A 16,962-nucleotide genomic window follows, 5' to 3' on the forward strand; every position below is an offset into this window, starting at 1 on the left:
CACAATAACAAGCCCGGAGCGGCGATGAAGTACCTGCGGATGCTGTTCGACAATTTCACCCTGGCGCTGCTCGGGGTCATCCTCATTGCCACCCTGTTGCCCTGCGAAGGCAGCAGTGCCGTGCTCTTCGGCTGGCTGACCCACCTGGCCATCGGCCTGTTGTTCTTCCTGCATGGCGCCAAGCTGTCGCGCGAGGCGGTCGCCGCCGGTGCCGGGCATTGGCGCCTGCACCTGCTGGTGTTTGCCTGCACCTTCGTGATGTTCCCGTTGCTGGGCTGGCTGCTCAAGCCCGTGTTTGTGCCACTGGTGGGCGATGAGCTGTACCTGGGCGTGCTGTACCTGTGCGCCTTGCCGGCCACGGTGCAGTCGGCCATCGCCTTTACCTCGTTGGCCCGTGGCAACGTACCGGCGGCGATCTGCAGCGCGGCGGCGTCAAGCCTGCTGGGCATTGTCCTGACACCATTGCTGGTGGTGTTGCTGATGGGCATCGAGGGCGACAGCGGTTCGAGCCTGGACGCCGTGTTGAAGATCGTCCTGCAATTGCTGGTGCCGTTCGTGGCCGGGCAACTGGCACGGCGCTGGATCGGCGCCTGGGTGACGCGCAATGCACGCTGGTTGAAGAGCGTCGACCAGGGTTCGATTCTGCTGGTGGTCTACACCGCCTTCAGCGATGCGCTGGTCAGCGGCCTGTGGCATGCGGTACCGCCGTCGCGGTTGCTGGGCCTGGCGCTGGTCTGCTGCCTGCTGCTGGCGCTGGTGCTGTGGCTGACCAGCGCGCTGGGGCGCTGGCTGGGTTTCAACCTCGAAGACCGCATCACCATTTTGTTTGCCGGTTCGAAAAAGAGCATGGCCACCGGCGTGCCGATGGCCCAGGTGCTGTTCGTGGGCGGTGGCATCGGCGCGATGATCTTGCCCTTGATGCTGTTTCACCAGCTCCAGTTGATGGTCTGTGCGGTGTTGGCCCAGCGCTACGCCGCGCGCAGCGACGAGCCTGCGCTTACAACAGAACCCCTTTGACCGGTTGCAATTGCGCCGGCGCCGCTGCGCCTTCGAGCTCGCGCACGGCGATTTCCAGATTGCGGCACATGGCGTCCAGGGCCAGGTCGTTGGGCTGGGTGTCGAACGGGTCGGCAATCTGGTCGCCCAGGGCATCCAGGCCGAAAAAGGTGTAGGCCAGCACGCACACGGCAAAAGGCGTGAACCAGCCGATGCTGTCGACCAGGCAGAACGGCAGCAAAAAACAGTAGACATGGACGATGCGGTGCAGCATGAGGATGTAGGGGTAGGGGATGGGCGTGTTCTTGATCCGCTCGCAGCCGCCGAGCACGTACGACAGCCGGTTGAGCTGCTGATCGAGGTTGGCCTGGATCACCTCGCCGGCACCGGCGTCGCGGGCCTGGGCCATATAGCGCTGGCCGAGCACGCCGAGCAGGCGGCTGGCGGGTGCGTCGCTGCTGGCCAGGGCAGTGCGTGTAGACGTGTCGAGCAGGCGCTGGCGGTCGGCACTGGCCGGGCTGCCGCGTAACTGGTCGCGCAGCACGTAGGCGAAGGCGATCAGCGGGTCGAGCAGGGCGCGGCGCTGGCCGGCGTCGAGGTCGGGCAGCAGGCTCAGGGTCTGGCGGGTCAGGTTGCGGCTGACGATCAGCAGCTCGCCCCACAGCGTGCGCGCTTCCCAGAAGCGCTGGTAGGCCACGGTGTTGCGAAAGCCGAGGAAGATCGCCAGGGTCAGGCCCCAGAGGGTGAAGGGCGTGGCAGTGAGGATTACCTTGTACTCGAACAGGGTGCCGTGGGTGGCCACCACCGCCGAGCTGATCAACACGGTGTACAGCACCTTGCGCCAGATCGCCGGGATGATCGAGCCCTTGAGCGAGAACAGCAGGACGCGGATGGAGGGTTTTTGCGGCTGGATGATCATGCAAGGCAAACCTTGGCAGTGGCGCGAAATTATCCGCGCCACTGTAAGGCAAAGGCTCCCGAGGTGGCTAGGTGCTCCAGAAGGTGAAGGAGTCCACAAAAGACGCCGTCAGGGTACGTAGCTCGATTCGAGCGATCGACTTTTCTGTCGGTGCACGGTATTCGACCCAGAAATGGCGGTTTTCCAACGATGCGTCGATTTCGCGGTGTTCCAGCAATTCGCCCTGCGCATCAAAGAAATCTACCTGTGCAGGTACCTTGAGCCACGTCCAGGCAAATTTGACGGCTGCATAGTGTGCTGTCAGGTCAAGGCGTACCTGCTGGTATCTTGGTGGATAGGGCTGGACTTGATTGGATATAAGCCGCAATCCGCCTTCCGTCTGCATGCCGGGAACTTCATTGGTGTGTTTGTCGCGTATCAGCAAGGGTGGGGTGGAACCTGGCAGTACGGTAATGCGCATGGTCGACAGTTCAACACTTTCTTCGACCTCCATCCTTCGTTCAAGCACACCGTCGAAGTGTTCGTGAACGACCGCCGGCTGAATACGAATATCGTCAAAGCAGAAATCCGCACCCGGGTCGCTGCCGTCACCGATATCGTCGCGAGCGATCAGCTCGAGCCGATGGGTTTCCTTGCAGGCGGTGAATTGCCAGTGAAGCCTCAGCCATTGGTTATCGGTCACGGCAAAGCTGCCATCGATAGGCGCATGGTCAAGGTCAAAGGAAAGCGTCGGAGTTTTCGAACTTTGGCCCCTGCGCCGTACCCGCATCGACAGGCTGTAGTCGGTACCGGGAGTGAGCCGCTGAATATTTTTGCCAAGCACCACGCCGAGCAGGCTGCCCTGGAAGTTTTCGAACTGGGCAAAGTTGTCTTCCTGGTCGCTGGTCAGGACCAGTGCCTGCCCGTTGGGACCCTTGCGCCAGCCATTCCAGGGGTCTTGGCTGGGGTGTGGTTCGAAGTTGCTGTGGTCGATGTACAGGAGCGGGCGTTCCTGGGCGGGGGTCTGCCACAAGGTGAAAAAGTCCAGGTACGATTCATACCTACCGTTGAAGTGCATCGAGGCGATGCGATGTCCGGCAGGTGCCTGGAAGCTGATTTCATGGTTGGCTGGGCTGCTGTACGATATTTCTCTGAGCACCTGGTGCTCTTCATCATGAAAGCTGACATGCCCTGTACCGTAGGGGATGCTCCAGATAAAGCTGATCTTGTCGCAGGGGGCATTCAAGTCGATTCGTACAGGTCGGCTATTCTGGTTGTACGATTTGTACTGCAGGACAATGGCGGGGCCTTCGCGCATGCCGGGCATCGAAGCCAGGTTCACAATCCCGGTTAGCTTGGTATCCGAAGGGCCTGACAACGGGTGAATGGTAAGGCTTGGCAGTTCCAGGCTTTCGCCCAGGCCAATCAATTGGTCAGGCTGGCTATCGAAGTTTTCCGTGATTGTCTCGGGCTTGATCCAGATGTCATCGAAACTGAAGTCGGCGCCGTCGTCATCGCTGTAACCACTGTCGTCGTGGCCGCTCAAGGTTAGCCGGTGCTGGTGTTCAGAGGCCTGGAAGGTCCAGCTCGCGGTACGCCAGTAAGGTTCGATCACCGCAAAGCTGCCCATGAGCGACGCGTCATCCAGAGCGAAAGTCAGGGTCGGGGTTTTCGAGCTCCGGCGGTTGCGCTTTACCCGCAGCGATACCTTGTACACTTGCCCCGGGGTAAGGCCCAGGAGGTTCTTGCTGATGATCTCGCCTTGTAGGCTGCCCTGGAAATTCCTGAAGTGAGCGTAGCTGTTGCCTTCATGGGTCGTCAGATCCAGTGCTGGCTCATCTGAATTCTCAAACCAATCATTCCAGGGATCCTTTCCATCATCAGGTTCGAAACCGGTGTGATCGATAAACAGTTCCATACGCCCTGCCTCCGGGGTGGTGCCTGTCGGTCGACAGGTCTCGGTGCATTCGAGCACCGGCAGGGCGTGCTGACTACTGACAAAAATACCAGGTACCTCGACTATTCATGGCAGCAGTGTGGGGGTTGGACGGCACCTTCATAACGGTCATGGTGGCGCACCCAGTCCATGGTGCCTTCCTCGTTGCGGCCCTTGGGCATCAGGTCGAGGAAGTTGTAAGTGCCGACCAGAATGTCCAGGCCGCGGGCAAAGCTTGAGTAGGTGTGAAACAGCGTGCCGTCGGCGTCGCGGTAGAACACGCTGAGGCCCGGCAGCTCGGTTTCCTCGCCCGAATACGGCTCGTAGTTGTACTGATCGCTGCCCTTGCCGCCGACGCCGAAGTCCTGGTTGAAGCTGCTGGCATGGGACGAGACCCAGGGAAACTTCCAGCCCATGCGTTGCCTGAACGCCTGGAACTGGGCGTACGGTGCACGGGATACCGCCACCAGCGACACATCGTGATGGGCCAGGTGCAGGTTGGCGCCGTCGAAGTGGTCGGCCAGGAACGAGCAGCCGGGGCAGCCTTCCTCCCAGCCTTCGCCGAACATGAAGTGGTAGACCAGCAGCTGGCTGCGGCCGGCGAACAGCTCGGCGAGGTTCAGGCGGCCCTCGGGGCCTTCGAAGCGGTAGTCCTGTTCGACCCGTACCCAGGGCAGGGCGCGGCGGGCCTTGCTCAGTTCATCGCGTTGGTGGGTCAGGGCCTTTTCATGCAGCAACAGCTGGCGGCGGGCGCTGAGCCATTCGCTGCGCGAGACCACCTGGGGGTTTTGATAGTTGTCCATGGGGTACGCTCCGCTGGGGATGTACTCATGGTCGATTGCCGGGCTGGGGATTCGACAGGGGTGAGTGCAGGGCTGATGAACGGTGGTGAAGCTATCGCCGGCAAGGCCGGCTCCCACAGAGACCTGTATGCACCGGGACCCTGTGGGAGCTGGCCTTGCCAGCGATGGGTGCACCGCAGTCTTCAGCCAGACATCCGCCCGATCAACGCCCACAGCCGCTCATCCTCAAAATCCTTCACCACCAGCTGCGCACCGGCCTCAAGCAAAGCTTCAGGCCGCTGGCTGGTCGACAGCCCGACGGTGAAGATCCCCGCGCCACTGGCCGCCTTCACCCCCGGCAGCGAATCCTCGAACGCCAGCGAATGCGCCGCCCGTGCCTGCAGGCGCTCAAGGCCGGTGAGGTAGGGCAGCGGGTCGGGCTTGGCCCGGGCCAGCTCTTCGGCCACCAGTACATGTGCAAAGCGTTCATTCAGGCCCATGGCGTCGAGCATGTGCACGGCATTGGCCCGCGGCGCGTTGGTGACCACGGCAACGCCGATGCGCCGGCGCTCGGCATGTTCGAGCAGGCGCAGCAGGCCAGCGATGGGCTGCAAGGTGGGTGACAGGGCGCGGAAACGCGCCTCCTTGCGCTCGGCAAATCGCTGGTGCTCGCTCACCGTCCGGTCCGGGAACAGGTAACGGCACAGGTCGGCATTGGCCCGGCCGCTGACGTGGGCATCGAACTCGGCTTCGGTGAACACCCGGCCTTCTTCGAGCAACAGCTGTTGCATGGCCAGCAGGTGGAGTTTGTCGGTATCGGTCAGGGTACCGTCGAGGTCGAACAACAGGGCATCAAGCATGGTCGGCTTCCGCTGCGGTGGCCGGCCATGATAACCGGATCAGCGGGGCTGGTCAGATACGCAGGAAAAGAGTACAAATGTACTCCATGAATACACTATCGCCCAAACGCCGCGCTATCCTCGACTTCATTCGTCAGCGCATCGCCGATCAGGCCCAGCCGCCGAGCCTGGCCGATATCGCCACGGCCTTCGGTTTTGCCTCGCGCAGTGTCGCGCGCAAGCATATCCAGGCGCTGACCGAGGCCGGCTTCATCGCGGTCACCCCCAACCAGGCCCGTGGCATTCGCCTGGCCGGCGCCTTGCGCCGCCCCGAGGTGCTGGAGATCCCGGTGCTCGGCCAGGTCGCCGCCGGCCGGCCGATCGGCCCGGACGTGGATATCCACGAGCAACTGATGCTCGACGCGCAGCTGTTCAGCCGCTCCCCCGATTACCTGCTCAAGGTGCGGGGCGACTCGATGATCGACGACGGCATCCTCGACGGCGACCTGGTCGGCATCAAGCAGCAGGCCGACGCCCGTGACGGGCAGATCATCGTCGCGCGCCTGGACGGCGAGGTGACCATCAAGCGCTTCGAACGCGCTGGCGGGCATTACCGTCTGCTGCCGCGCAACCCGGCGTATGCCCCCATCGAGGTCGGCCCGGAGCACGACTTCGTCATCGAAGGGGTGTTCTGCGGCCTGGTGAGGCGCGGCTGATGGGCGCGGTGGTCAGCCTCGACGGCCTGCTCGACCAGCAACGGGTCTGGAAGGGCCGGCCGCAGGCCTTGCCCCAGGGCCTGCAGCCCACCGGCCATGCCGCCTTGGACGCGGCGCTGCCCGGTGGCGGCTGGCCGGCCGGGGCGCTGACCGAGCTGTTGCTGGCGGCCGAAGGCTGTGGCGAGCTGCAACTGCTGTGGCCCAGCCTGGCGCGCCTGACCCAGGCCGGCGAGCGGGTGGTGCTGATTGCCCCGCCGTTCATTCCCTACCCACCGGCTTGGCAGGCGGCGGGGGTCAACCTGCAGTGGTTGGCGGTGGTCCAGGCGGGGGCTAGTGAGGTGCTCTGGGCCGCCGAGCAGTGTTTGCGCTCGGGCAGTTGCAGCGCCGTGCTGTGCTGGCCGCATAAAGCGGATGACCGCGCCTTGCGCCGCTTGCAGGTCGCTGCCGAAAGCGGCCAGACCCTGGCCTTTGCCTGTCGCCCGCAACAGGCTGCGCTCAACCCGTCACCGGCGGCACTGCGCATTGCCGTCGATGCCCTGCCGGCCCAGTGGCGAGTGCTCAAGTGCCGCGGTGGCCTGGCCCCGGCCACGCCGATTGCCTGCCCCGGGCGAGGCTGATGGATCATGCTCTGGGCCTGTATCCTGCTGCCGCAGTTGGCACTCGACGCCGTACTGCGCGCCCGCGACGACGCCGACACGCCGCTGGCGCTGCTCAGCGGCCCGGCCCAGCGCCGGGTCTTGCAGGCGGTCAACCCACCGGCGGCCGCTTTGGGCCTGCGCGCCGGACAGTCGCTGACCACCGCCCAGGCCCTGGCCGGCAGTTTTACCTGCGTCGAGCACGACCCGGCGGCCATCGAGCAGCTGCAGCAGTTTCTGGCCGCCTGGGCCTACCGCTTCAGCTCCCAGGTCAGCCTGCATTACCCGCGGGTGCTGTTGCTCGAAGTCGAATCCAGCCTCGGCCTGTTCGGGCCCTGGCCGGCCTTTGAAGCGCGGCTGCGCGCCGAGCTGCGGGCGTTGGGCTTTCGTCACCGTATTGTCCTGGCCAGCAACCCGGTGGCGGCGCGCATGCTCGCCAATGTTCACGATGGCCTGGCTCTGGAGTGCCCGCAGCAAACCCGCGCGGCGCTGGAGCAGATGCCCATCGACCGTGTCGGCCTGCCCGCCGAGGCCGCCAGCGCCTTTGCCCGCATGGGCCTGCGCCAGCTCGGCCAGGTCCTGGCCTTGCCCCGTGACGCCTTGGCCCGGCGCTTTGCCGCGCCGGTGCAACTGCACCTGGACCGCCTGCTCGGGCGGCGGCCCATGGCCCTGGAATTCTATGTGCCGCCGGACCGTTTCGATGCGCGCCTGGAGCTGAACTTCGATGTCGAATCCCATCAGGCCTTGCTGTTCCCCCTGCGCCGCTTGATCAACGACCTTGCCGCCTTCCTCGCCGGGCGTGACAGTGGCGTGCAGCGTTTTGCCCTGCACCTGGAACATGCCGAAGGGCCCGATACGTGTGTGCCGGTCGGCCTGCTGGCGGCCGAGCGCGACCCTTCGCTGCTGTTCGAACTGGCCCGTGGCCGCCTTGAGCAACTGCAAATTGCCGCGCCGGTGCGCAACCTGCGCCTGCTGGCCGAAGACCTGCCGGCCTTCGTGCCGCAACGTAGCGAATTGTTCGACCCACGCCCGCAGCAGAACCAGCCCTGGGAGCAACTGCGCGAACGCCTGCGTGCACGGCTTGGCGACGAGGCGGTGCGCGGCCTCACGGCCCAGGCCGATCACCGCCCGGAATGCGCCTGGTACAGCGGCAACGGGCCGCGTCAGGCGCCGCCAGTGTCGAGTGCGCCGCGTCCGGGCTGGCTGCTGGTCGAGCCCCAGGCCTTGCCCGGCATCGGCGTGCAGCTGCTGACCGGCGCCGAGCGCATCGAGTCCGGCTGGTGGGACGGCGGCGATGTGCGCCGCGACTACTACCGGGTGCGTACCGCCAGCGGCTTGCAGGGCTGGGCCTACCGCACCCTCGGTGAAGACGGCCCGTTGTGGCTGCAGGGCTGGTTCGCATGAGCACGCCGGGTTATGCCGAGCTGCACTGCCTGTCCAACTTCAGCTTCCAGCGTGGCGCCTCCAGTGCCCAGGAGCTGTTCCAGCGCGCCCGCCAGCATGGCTACCAGGCGCTGGCGATCACCGACGAGTGCACCCTGGCCGGTATCGTCCGCGCCTGGCAGGCGGCCAGGGCGACGGGCCTGGCGCTGATCGTCGGCAGCGAAGTGCGCCTGCACAACGGCCCCAAGCTGGTGCTGCTGGCGGAGAACCTCAGCGGTTACCAGCACCTGTGCAAGCTCATCACCTTGGGCCGGCGACGGGCGAAGAAGGGCGAGTACCAGTTGCTGCGCGAAGATTTCGACAAGCCCCTGGAGGGCCTGTTGGCGCTGTGGCTGCCGGACGCCGCCGAGGATGACCTGGCCACCGGCCGCTGGTTGCGCGAAGTGTTCGCCCAGCGGCTGTGGCTGGCGGTCGAGCTGCACCGTGGCCCGGATGACCCGCGGCGCCTGCAACAGCTGCTGGGCCTGGCCGCCAGCCTCGGCATCGCCGCCGTGGCCAGTGGCGATGTGCACATGCACGCCCGTGGCCGCCGCGCCCTGCAGGACAGCATGACCGCCATCCGCCACCACTGCAGCGTTGCCGAGGCCGGGCAGCGGCTGTTCGCCAATGGCGAGCGGCACCTGCGCCCGCTGGCGCAACTGGCCGAGCTGTATCCGCAAGCCCTGCTTGAAGAAAGCCTGCGCATTGCCACGCGGTGCCGTTTCGACCTTGGCCAGTTGCGCTACCAGTACCCCCGCGAGCTGGTCCCCGAAGGCCAGACGGCCAGCGCCTGGCTGCGTCATCTGTGCGAGCAGGGCCAGCGCTGGCGTTGGCCCGAAGGTATCGGCGACAACGCACGCCAGTCCCTTGAGCATGAGCTGGAACTGATTGCCGAGCTCAACTACGAAAGCTACTTCCTCACCGTTCACGACATCGTCAACTTCGCCCGGGGCCAGGGCATTCTCTGCCAGGGGCGCGGCTCGGCGGCCAACTCGGTGGTGTGTTACGTGCTTGGCATTACCGAACTGGACCCGCTGAAAAGCCATCTGCTGTTCGAGCGCTTCTTGTCCCGCGAGCGCGACGAGCCGCCGGACATCGACGTCGACTTCGAGCACGAGCGCCGCGAAGAGGTGCTGCAGTACGTGTTCCGCCGTTATGGCCGCCACCGCGCGGCGCTCACCGCGGTGGCCAGCACCTACCACGCCGCCGGTGCGGTGCGCGATATCGCCCGGGTGCTGGGCTTGCCGGCGCAGCAGATCAACGCCCTGGCCGATTGCTGCGGGCGCTGGAGCGACCGCTTGCCGCCGCCCGAGCAACTGCGCGAAGCCGGTTTCGACCCCGACAGCCCGCTGCTGCGCCGGGTATTGGCGTTGACCGGCGAGCTGATCGGCTTTCCCCGCCACCTGTCCCAGCACCCGGGCGGTTTCGTGATTTCCGAGCAGCCGCTGGACAGCCTGGTGCCGGTGGAAAACGCCGCCATGGAGGATCGCACGGTGATCCAGTGGGACAAGGACGACCTCGACCTGGTCGGCCTGCTCAAGGTCGATATCCTCGCCCTGGGCATGCTCAGCGCCTTGCGCCGCTGTTTCGACCTGCTGTATCGCCACCGTGGCCGCCAGCTGACCCTGGCCAGCATTCCGGCCGACTGCACGGCAACCTACGAAATGATCGGCCGCGCCGACACCGTCGGCGTGTTCCAGATCGAGTCGCGGGCGCAGATGGCCATGCTGCCGCGGCTCAAGCCGAAGAACTTCTACGACCTGGTGATCGAGGTGGCGATTGTTCGCCCCGGGCCGATCCAGGGCGACATGGTTCACCCGTACCTGCGCAGGCGCCAGGGCCTTGAGCCGGTGAACTATCCGTCCGAAGCCTTGCAGAAGGTCTTCGAGCGCACCCTCGGCGTGCCGTTGTTCCAGGAGCAGGTGATGGAGCTGGCCATGGTCGCCGGTGGTTACTCGGCGGGCGAGGCCGACCAGTTGCGCCGGGCCATGGCCGCCTGGAAGCGCCACGGTGGCCTTGAGCCGCACCGCGAGCGGTTGACCCGGGGTATGCTCGACAACGGCTACAGCGCAGAATTTGCCGAGCGTATCTTCGAGCAGATCAAGGGTTTTGGCAGTTATGGCTTCCCCGAGTCCCACGCCGCCAGCTTCGCCTTGCTGACCTACGCCAGTTGCTGGCTCAAGTGCCACGAGCCGGGGATCTTTGCCTGCGCGCTGATCAACAGCTGGCCGATGGGCTTCTACAGCCCCGACCAGATCTTGCAGGACGCCCGCCGTCACCGTATCGAGATCCGCCCGGTGGATGTCTGCCACAGCGACTGGGACTGCAGCCTGGAGCCGGGGGCAGGGCAGGCCCTGGCCATTCGCCTGGGCTTGCGCCAGGTGCGCGGCTTTCGTCAGCAGGATGCCCAGCGTATCGAACAGGCCCGGGCCGAGCGCGGCTGGCGCGATGTCAGTGACCTGTGCCAACGGGCGCACCTGGATGCCCGCGCCCGTGAGCTGCTGGCCGATGCCGGGGCCTTGCGTGGCCTGGCCAGCGACCGCTACCGGGCGCGCTGGAGCGTGGCGGCGGTGCAGGCGCAACTGCCGTTGTTCGTCGGCATCGAGGCGCCGCTGGAAGCACCGGTGGATTTACCGCAGCCGTCGCTGAGCGAAGACATGTTCGCCGACTACGCCAGTGTCGGCACCACCCTCGGCCCGCACCCGCTGACCTTGCTGCGCCGCCGCCTCACGGCCCTGGGCTGTCGCAGTGCGCAGGCGCTGGAGCAGGCCGAACACGGCGACCGGGTCAGCGTGGCCGGGCTGGTGACCGGGCGCCAGCGCCCGGGGACGGCCAGCGGGGTGACCTTCGTGACCCTTGAAGACGAGTTCGGCAATGTCAACGTGGTGGTCTGGCGCGACCTGGCCGAGCGTCAGCGCCGGGTGCTGGTGGGCTCGCAACTGTTGCGGGTGACTGGGCGCCTGGAGTGCGAGAGCGGGGTGCGCCACCTGATTGCCCAGCGCCTGGAGGATCTCAGCCCGCTGTTGCAGGGGCTGGATGTGCGTAGCCGGGATTTCCATTGATTGGGGCTGCTACGCAGCCCATCGTTCTCGATGGGTATCGAGAACTCCCATGCATCATGAAACAGGGTAGGGACTCGGTTCAAGGAGAGGAACTAATGTGCGTCCAAGGTAAATTGATCCTCTTCGAACGTTAGAAACTGCAGTTTCCAGGCGTCATTGATCTTTATCCAGTTCTCGATAAAGCTGACGCATTTTGTACCTTCCGCGCCCTTGACGATGGCAACGCCACTGACCGTCGCAAGGTTACCGAGTTCCCGAGTCACCACCTCCCGCTCCTCCCTGTGCAAAGCCGAAAAAGCCGAGGGGTTTTGGCGTTTGAGCAAACCAAGCTTTTGCAACTGATTTTTTTTGTACATCAGCTTGCTTCCATTGGTCGAGAAGAACCATTCGGCCTCTAAGTAGTCAAGCTGTTGGATGTCGAGAGCGTAGAAGGCGTGATACCACTCTTTTCTCATAAGCTGAAGGCGGGAGGCGATCTTCAAAGTATCCTCTTCAAATCGATTTCTTCTTGTATCCGCTCACTAAAAAAAGCGTGCGTTCTAATCGCTTCCTCGATGCCGGCATTAAAGAAGATCGGGCCTATCTGTTTAGATATAAAGTCAGCAAAGAAGTCGGCGTCAAATTGACCTAAGTGCAGATCGAACTGGCTCAGGCAATAGTGTTTTAGCTGTTCGCGGATGTGAACCTGGTCGGCAGTTGATACGTTGATTTTTGACATTCCTAGTCTCGAGTCCTTATGCTGGGCAGGTTGAATTTAATATATCTTCCCTGCATGCAGTCGTCAACGATGGCAGACTCCCAGTCATCGATATTTATCTCTGAAAGGCAGGCATTGATGAGTTCGTGGATTTCAGCATTTTCCATGCTGTTACTGCAGTATGATACAGGTGCCCTGAGTTGAGGGTATTTCTCAAGGGATTCAAGAACCATTTTGATCACATCAATTTTTTTGGGCCTGACGATGGGGAACGATAAATGCAGCGAACGATCACTCACGGTTGAGACATTATGCCAGTACCCTGCAGGAAGATAGATAGCCTGGCCGGGTGAGAGTGTGACAGACATGATCGGCTCACCGTGTGGGGGCGTATGATCGAAGCTTTTGTCGGTAAGTAGTGGATAGGGGAGTGTGGGGGGATAGATATCCCACCTCTTGCTTCCCTCAATCTGGATTGCGATAACGTCGTGATTGTCGAAATGCTTGCCAAAACTGGGTGTTGAGCTCCAGGCACAGTAGACATTTGCACTGGCGCGGCACCTTAGTTTTTCACTGATATAGTGTGTCGCCTCCCTGACGGGTTGGAGAAAGGCATGGCACCTGTCAATGATCAGCGTGCTTCCGGATTGCAGGTTTTTGAGCAAGTTGTAGCGATTAATGTGCGCAGAGAGCTCGCCGGTCACGGTGGTGCTATAGGTCAAAAACCCTTTATAACCACGTATGGCTGGATTGCTGTCGTTGGCAAGGCGAATGCGTGGGTAGTCCAAGAAATCCTGTTCGAGGAGATGGTTGATGTCTTGCCAGTCGAGCAAGTCATAGCCGCTGACCGACTTGAAAATGTAAGGTTCCTGTTGAAAGGCGGTTTGGATAAATGTGTCAATGTCGTCCAGTCCGAAATGCATGTCATCCATGACGAAGAGCCTGTGGTGTGGTGGTATTGGAAGGGCTGATGGTGTGCTCACCGACATTCAGGATCTCGGCGCCTGGGAATGCATTAATAAAGTCATGATCATGAGTGATGATGAGCACATGGGCAGTCGTGGCGCATGCCGAGATGATTTCTTTAAATGCTGCGGCAGCGTTTGGGTCGAGATGGGTAGTGGGCTCATCCAGGACCAGGAGTTTTGCTTCACTGAGCAATGATATGATGATGTTGAGCTTTTGCTGCTCACCGGCTGACAGGTTTCGTCCTTGTTCGCCAATAACAGACGTCAGGCATTTGTCGAACCCTAGTTTGTCAGCCAGGTCATGAAATGTCCTTTCGTTGAACGTCTCAAGGAAAAACGTGATGTTGTGCTGAACGGTGTCATTCAGCAACGCGAAGGACGGCGCGCAGAACGTGACGCCATTACGGCTGCAACCATACTCATTTTCGTTGACGGCAATGGCGTTGAAGTACAAGGTGCCGCTCTCCGGTTTGTCAACGCCGCAAATCATGCGAGCAAGCGATGTTTTGCCAATTCCATTTTTGCCGCACAGCAGGGTAGGCAGGCCAGGGCGGAAGGAGATTTCGCCATTCAGCGCGGAAAAAATGATGTGCTTGCCCTTGCGTTTGCCAATATCGTTCAACTGGATGGACAGCCCCGTGCAAGGCGGGGGGGGGGCAATAGTGGGTGGGCCATGCCGTGAGTAACTCGATAGCGCCTCGTCCAGTAATTGAAAGTCAATGCGCGCCTTGTTCAAGGTACGCCAAAGGACGCCCATTCGGTTGAGCGGTAGAAAGACCTGGAAGAGAAAGGTCGCTAACATGATGAGACTGCCGAGGGAAATCTCACCGGCAAAAAAACTCGATGAAGCGGTAACGAGAACAATGCTGCTGCCGGTAACTGAAAGTACGGCGGTGAGTGCTCCGAATCTGAAGAATTCATTTCTGATGTTGCGTTGGGCGCTGGTGTAGCGCTCCAGCGAAGCCCGGTAACGGTGGCGGCTTCTCCCAACAGTGTTATATACCTTTCCCGCCAGGTGTACGCTGCACAGCTCATGAAGTGTTGCGGTCATTTTCTTTTGAGACAGTGCAACGTTGCGCATCAAGGGAAAACGAGCGCTGGTCATCTTGATAACGATAATGACATAAGCGACCACGACCGCTGAAAAGGCCATGGCGGTAGCACTTCCCAGGTAGATAGAGACAGAGCCAATAATGAACAGGGTTTGGAAGATGATGGGTAAGCTGTCGCTCCATACAGTTCTGATGTAGTTGCCAACAGAGCCCATTGCTGAGTCGAAGACTGCGACCAGCTCACGTTTGCTACCGGCTTCCAGGTCTTCGGCGTAAAGATAGCTGATGTGTGCGAATCCGTCAGTCCGTAGCGCAGCTTCGGATTCGACGCAATAGTTGTGTACGAATAGTTCAATGAGCGCATAGGTCAGCGGCATAGCCAGACGGATGGTCAGAAAGTAACCACAAAATGTCACAATGCCCGTGGTGCTGGCGAAGAACGCTGGATGATCAACAGCGTACTTGACCAGAAGGCCGAAAGAGATGAATAGGAAAGAGGCAAGCAAGGTTAATGAAGCCACAAGCAATTGCCTGTATGTGCTTCCTTGTAATATGCGTTTTTCAAGTGGGGTCATGATCGTCCCTGATGATACGGTTGCCTGGATATCAGTAGCCCGCCGTCGGCGGGCTTGACGCGTGTCAGACGTGCCCAGAGTTGCACGCGCAACCGGCGCCGCAGCCTTTGCCAGAGCATCCACAGGTGACACTGACAATGGATTGTCTATCCATGATGAACTTGAGAATCTGCTCCTTGGGCATGGCGAGTACTTCAGCGGAGATTAGGTTTTCACTATGCCGGCTGGTTTCGCTTGCCGCCAGGGGTTTGCGAAGTGCATTGAGTCGGTCAATGCTGTAGTGGTGCGCATACTCCCCATACCATTTGATGATGGTCTCGTCCCCGAGAATTTCCTTGGTTTTGTTGATTTGTGCCAGGAACGCTTCTTTTTTGTATTTTTCAAAGCTTGTGCCGGCCAGCGAGACACTTTTTATTTCCTGCTGCAACATGGTCCTGGTAAAGGGGAAGTGGTGAAGGAAGCCTCCCATGTAATGCTCGCAGAAGTGGTAATACTGGTCGGTGAATTGAAGAAACGTGTGCCACATTTCATCAATAACTTGAAGCGGTTGGTAGATGGAAACTGTAAAGCACTCGGTTTGGCAATGTGCGGCAAGATAGAGGAATTTTTTGGTCTCTGTAAAAATATCATCCGCCTCGCTTCGGCTGACGTCCCACTCCTTGCAGAATTTCAAGGTAATGTCGCTGTTCTGGTACTGAAGAACATCGTGCAAGGAAGCTACTTTCAGTGGCCCATGGTTGACCTGGCTCAGCATCCGTTGTTGCAACATTTGTAACTCCTGGGTGTTCGAGTGATTTGTTTTTGTTAACACAGAGCCGGAACTTGCAAGTGCAGAATAATGGCTTGTCTGCATTCAACGAGTGGATGCTAGCAAGCGTGAAAAAAAACCTTCAGTGCGACAATCTGCCGCAGACGGGTACCCCGTACACCTATTCTGCTGGAGCCCGCAGGGGGTGCGGTAGAATGTCGCAGGCAAGGGGTTCTTTCCCTGGGCTTCAGGCTTCTACCGGGTGAATTTCGGTGCTAGAGTCGCCGCCATGAACCTGCCTCCATCGCGACGTCCCCTTATTGCCTGGGCGCTGTATTTCAGCGTCCTGTTCAATGTAGTTTGCTGTGGCCTGGGCCACGGGCAAATGCTTGGCCTGGGACTCAACAGCATAGGGGGTGGTTTTTGCACTACCAGCACAGATACCTCAGCGCTTGAGAACAAGGGCATCGCCTTGATGTCCGATAACAGTGGGGTCGGCCAGTATGTTTGCCCATGCTGCGTGGCCAACTTCCTCAGCGTGCTCTTTCTGATCGGACTGGCAGGGTTATTGTCCAGGGTGTCCCGTCGGCGTTTTTTCCGTGATTTACGCTTCGAGCCTCCTCCCCGCTATTCATGGCCTTCGGCCAATCCTCGCGCGTCTCCACGCTGATCGTACCTGCGGTTGTTTGCTGGGGCCGGTTTACGCCTGGTTCCCAGGAGAGTGCGCGCATGCCCGCTGTCTGCCACGTCTGATACTCCGGACGTTGGTGGCCCGGCAACGTCACGTGCACTAAAAAATCGGGACTGTTGGCTGGAGGGCCCTGGCATGGAAGTCAGGAAGCTGTCGATCGCTATTGAGCGGTTTTCAAGAATTCGCAACCGTTTGGTGCGGCACGTTGCACAAGATGGGCTGGTGACCGGGCGCTGTCTCGCAAGCTTGCGTGCACAACCATTACTTCTGGAGGGAAGCACGAGATGCCTCGCGCTTTGAACTCCGGAACTGTCCCCGTGTTGGCAGCTTCAAAGGGCGTTCGTTACCGTTCCTCGTGTAGCAGGGGGGGCTTGCTGCCATTTCCGGACTACCCCTGCAATGCCCGCAGTTTCGTGCGTCTGGACGCAGGTTTGTTGCCGTACTGGCACACACTCTTCGATATATGCCCGGGACTTTTGAAAGTCGATCCGCCAGAAGGCCTTGAGCTGTTTCGGCGCTTCATGATCTGGGCCTATCGGAATCATCCAGCATTGGACTGGACCTACTATGTAAGCGTTTGCCGCTGGCTGTTGACTTCACCCTACCGCGACCGTGTGACGGCCGAGCATATTGAAGCTTTCATGGTGGCGGCCGCTGCGATGTGGGTGGCCACTGATGTTTCCGAGGCCCGGGGACTGGTGCTTGCCTGGCAGCCGATGTCGACGCTGATTATCGAGTGGAAGGCGGGGGCGCGGGGGAAGGCGGTTATCGATGACAGTGAAGGGCTACCTGCGCCCCCCTGGAACTTCTCCTGGAGTCCGCTGACGGGTAGGGGCGGCGCCGGTTTTCGTCGATGGTTACCCGTACCTGGATAAATGTGCCGCTGGTTCCTGGTTCGTCGGCGGATAACCCACGATGATGAAGCCGATACCCTGGGTCACCAGC

General features: G+C 61.2%; 16 protein-coding genes. 7 read left to right on the top strand and 9 right to left on the bottom strand.

The window, feature by feature from the left end; translation table 11 throughout:
- Positions 1-24 precede the first annotated feature (24 nt).
- Positions 25-1,017, top strand: a complete 993-nt coding sequence (locus tag NLX68_RS11735) for a bile acid:sodium symporter family protein (RefSeq protein WP_254284120.1) — start codon at positions 25-27, stop codon at positions 1,015-1,017.
- On the opposite strand, the gene NLX68_RS11740 is transcribed toward NLX68_RS11735, so the two are convergent.
- From NLX68_RS11740 to NLX68_RS11755, 4 genes are all read right to left on the bottom strand, one after another.
- Entirely contained in the window at positions 998-1,915 is a 918-nt protein-coding gene (locus tag NLX68_RS11740) for a bestrophin family protein (RefSeq protein WP_254284121.1), read from the bottom strand. The genes NLX68_RS11735 and NLX68_RS11740 overlap by 20 nt on opposite strands.
- 67 nt (positions 1,916-1,982) lie before the next feature.
- On the bottom strand, positions 1,983-3,812 hold the full coding sequence (locus NLX68_RS11745; RefSeq protein WP_254284122.1) for a hypothetical protein: 1,830 nt from the start codon (positions 3,810-3,812) through the stop codon (positions 1,983-1,985).
- 101 nt (positions 3,813-3,913) lie between these two features.
- A complete protein-coding gene (locus NLX68_RS11750; protein ID WP_254284123.1) occupies positions 3,914-4,633 on the bottom strand; it encodes a thioredoxin family protein in 720 nt (239 codons plus the stop codon).
- A 182-nt stretch (positions 4,634-4,815) separates the two neighbouring features.
- Positions 4,816-5,472 carry an HAD family phosphatase gene (locus NLX68_RS11755; protein ID WP_254284124.1) on the bottom strand — a complete coding sequence of 219 codons (657 nt, stop codon included), beginning with the start codon at positions 5,470-5,472 and terminating at the stop codon, positions 4,816-4,818.
- A gap of 77 nt (positions 5,473-5,549) precedes the next feature.
- Between NLX68_RS11755 and lexA the strand changes: the two genes are divergently transcribed.
- The 4 genes from lexA to NLX68_RS11775 are packed head-to-tail and all read left to right on the top strand — an operon-like array spanning position 5,550 to position 11,286.
- Positions 5,550-6,167: a transcriptional repressor LexA gene (gene lexA / locus NLX68_RS11760; protein WP_254284125.1), complete on the top strand. Its 618-nt coding sequence runs from the start codon at positions 5,550-5,552 to the stop codon at positions 6,165-6,167.
- Positions 6,167-6,784, top strand: a complete 618-nt coding sequence (imuA, locus tag NLX68_RS11765; protein WP_254284126.1) for a translesion DNA synthesis-associated protein ImuA — start codon at positions 6,167-6,169, stop codon at positions 6,782-6,784. Before lexA ends, imuA begins: the two co-directional genes overlap by 1 nt.
- Before the next feature lie 6 nt (positions 6,785-6,790).
- The gene (locus NLX68_RS11770) at positions 6,791-8,206 is read left to right on the top strand and encodes a DNA polymerase Y family protein (RefSeq protein ID WP_254284127.1); all 1,416 of its coding nucleotides are present in this window, start codon (positions 6,791-6,793) and stop codon (positions 8,204-8,206) included.
- Complete coding sequence (locus tag NLX68_RS11775; RefSeq protein ID WP_254284128.1) at positions 8,182-11,286, top strand: error-prone DNA polymerase; 3,105 nt, start codon at positions 8,182-8,184, stop codon at positions 11,284-11,286. The genes NLX68_RS11770 and NLX68_RS11775 overlap by 25 nt, the downstream gene beginning before the upstream one ends.
- 92 nt (positions 11,287-11,378) lie before the next feature.
- Here NLX68_RS11775 and NLX68_RS11780 read toward each other — a convergent pair whose 3' ends face one another.
- The 5 genes from NLX68_RS11780 to NLX68_RS11800 all read right to left on the bottom strand — a co-directional run bounded on the left by NLX68_RS11780 (position 11,379) and on the right by NLX68_RS11800 (position 15,347).
- Positions 11,379-11,768: a nuclear transport factor 2 family protein gene (locus NLX68_RS11780; protein ID WP_254284129.1), complete on the bottom strand. Its 390-nt coding sequence runs from the start codon at positions 11,766-11,768 to the stop codon at positions 11,379-11,381.
- A complete protein-coding gene (locus tag NLX68_RS11785) occupies positions 11,765-12,004 on the bottom strand; it encodes a DUF2164 domain-containing protein (RefSeq protein WP_254284130.1) in 240 nt (79 codons plus the stop codon). Before NLX68_RS11785 ends, NLX68_RS11780 begins: the two co-directional genes overlap by 4 nt.
- 2 nt (positions 12,005-12,006) lie before the next feature.
- Positions 12,007-12,915: a cupin domain-containing protein gene (locus NLX68_RS11790; protein WP_254284131.1), complete on the bottom strand. Its 909-nt coding sequence runs from the start codon at positions 12,913-12,915 to the stop codon at positions 12,007-12,009.
- Entirely contained in the window at positions 12,908-14,578 is a 1,671-nt protein-coding gene (locus tag NLX68_RS11795; protein ID WP_254284132.1) for an ABC transporter ATP-binding protein, read from the bottom strand. The genes NLX68_RS11790 and NLX68_RS11795 overlap by 8 nt, the downstream gene beginning before the upstream one ends.
- Before the next feature lie 64 nt (positions 14,579-14,642).
- Complete coding sequence (locus NLX68_RS11800; RefSeq protein ID WP_254284133.1) at positions 14,643-15,347, bottom strand: hypothetical protein; 705 nt, start codon at positions 15,345-15,347, stop codon at positions 14,643-14,645.
- Positions 15,348-15,615: 268 nt separating this feature from the next.
- Here NLX68_RS11800 and NLX68_RS11805 point away from each other — a divergent pair, with 268 nt between their 5' ends.
- A complete protein-coding gene (locus NLX68_RS11805; protein WP_254284134.1) occupies positions 15,616-15,996 on the top strand; it encodes a DUF2946 family protein in 381 nt (126 codons plus the stop codon).
- A gap of 392 nt (positions 15,997-16,388) precedes the next feature.
- On the top strand, positions 16,389-16,892 hold the full coding sequence (locus tag NLX68_RS11810; RefSeq protein ID WP_367949529.1) for a putative natural product biosynthesis protein: 504 nt from the start codon (positions 16,389-16,391) through the stop codon (positions 16,890-16,892).
- The last annotated feature ends 70 nt before the right edge of the window (positions 16,893-16,962 follow it).

The organism is Pseudomonas sp. SBB6, from assembly GCF_024213215.1.
Taxonomy (GTDB): Bacteria; Pseudomonadota; Gammaproteobacteria; order Pseudomonadales; family Pseudomonadaceae; genus Aquipseudomonas; species Aquipseudomonas donghuensis.